General features: G+C 36.9%; 1 protein-coding gene. It reads right to left on the reverse strand.

What is annotated here, in order from left to right:
- A partial coding sequence (locus tag GSA01S_RS09980) for a pullulanase (protein WP_157064824.1) occupies positions 1-1,970 on the reverse strand: 1,970 nt, incomplete at both ends.

Below are 1,970 nucleotides of genomic sequence, written 5' to 3' on the forward strand. Positions count from 1 at the left end.
CCTGGTCCTTCTTCAGGATCCTCAATTGGTGTTTCAGACGGAAAAACAAACATTGTAATAGACACAATCCGTGAGCTGCCATCTTTGAAGACAACTTTTACTTTGGCTAAATGCTTACCAATGTTCGATGTGTTGATTCCTTCGACGATTTCTGATACATAAGCATCTTCTGGTAAAGTTATTAATGCTGAGTAGTCATCTAATGTGACTTCATGACCTTGAACGACCTCTCCATCTTTGACTTCGCTTATCTCAGGAACTGGTGTAATTTCAGTCGCTGGTATCTCCTCGCCTTTCTTAATCAATAAGATAGCGGTTGTTAAGCCGTCTAAAGTGATAGAATTTTTATCTAATACGACCCCTTCTGGAGTTTCAATCACCCTGGTTCCAGCTTGCTTAGCGTCAGCAATGACTTTCGCATCACCTAAATGTTTGAAGGCTTCGCCAAAATTAACAGTTCTTGCTTTATCATCCGCATTAACGAAAACAGCATAAATATCTCCATTAGATGCCTTCGCTTGATAACCGATAATTAAATCATTAGCTTCTACTCGAGCATTTGGATTTGTATTAGGAACCGTAATTAACGATACATATTGATCGATTTCACTTGCTAGATCATGACTGAAAGCATCGGTAGAACGTCTAATTGAAATTAAACCTCTTGTATAGTTATGCGTTAACACATTTTCTGCATATTTTTCAGCATTGGTCGCTTTTTCCCAATCGAAACGGTTAATCGCATCACTTGAATCATAAGAGTCATGAATGAAATATGGATATTCAAATGGGTTACCATCAGCATCAACCATATAAGTTGCTTTATTCGGAATTAAATCATCACTTACGGTTGTACGATAAGCCGGATCTAAGTATTGTTTTGTTCTTCCATATTCTTGTCCCGAATGAATAAACGGTGTTCCTTGTGATGTTAAAATAATACTATTTCCTAAGCGGACACGTCTTAATATTTCGTCAGAATGATATTTTGGATCTTTCTTAATCGACTGTGCGATGACATCAAACAAGGTTAAGTTGTCATGGGCAGCAATATATTGAATTACATCACCTGGATCATCTGCTTTAAAGTTACTTGGACGTCCAATAATATTGTTAAAGATTAACTCTAAATTACGAGCACCGTTGGTTAAAAAGCGCGGTTGTCCTTCACTACCAAAACCAGATTTTAATTCATTACGAATTTCATCTGAGAATGAAGCAACACTATCAGTTAATTGCATCCATGTTTGGTCAGCAGGTTGTTCTGGTAAACCATCATCACCTTCATAGGTAACCCATCCTTCTCCCAACATTAAAATATTAGGATTTAACGCTTTAGCTGCATTATACGCTTCTTCGATAGAGGCCGCATCATGATCGCCCATCATATCAAAACGGAATCCATCCACTTTATATTCATCGACTAAATATTTAATAGAATCAACTAAGACTCTTCTAGCCATCTTATGCGTGGTTCCTAATCGTCCACCACCAAATGATTCTTTAGGGGTACCGTCAGCTTTCATAAAATGATAATAATTAGGTTCTAGATCTTCAAAGATATGGACTTGAGCCGTATGATTATAAACAACGTCTAAAATCACACCCATCCCTCTTTTATGAATTTCATTCACTAAGTTCTTAAACTCTTCAATCCGTTTACTTGGGTTAGTTGGATCTTCAGAATACATCCCAGTTAATGCAAAATAGTTTTGTGGATCATAGCCCCAGTTATAATTAGAATTGCTTGACGCATACTCTAATAAACGTTCGTCATTGATTAACTCATTGACATTGTAATAATTCATCACCGGTAGTAATTGAATATGGGTAACGCCTAAATCTTGTAAATAATCTAAACGTTCCACAAAAGCAGCAAAGGTTCCAAATTGCGCCGTTAATTCATCTGCGATATTAGGATCAGAAGTAAAATCACGAACATGCGCTTCATAAATAATGGCATCTTCACG

Source organism: Globicatella sanguinis NBRC 15551, from assembly GCF_001552295.1.
GTDB classification, from domain to species: Bacteria; Bacillota; Bacilli; order Lactobacillales; family Aerococcaceae; genus Globicatella; species Globicatella sanguinis.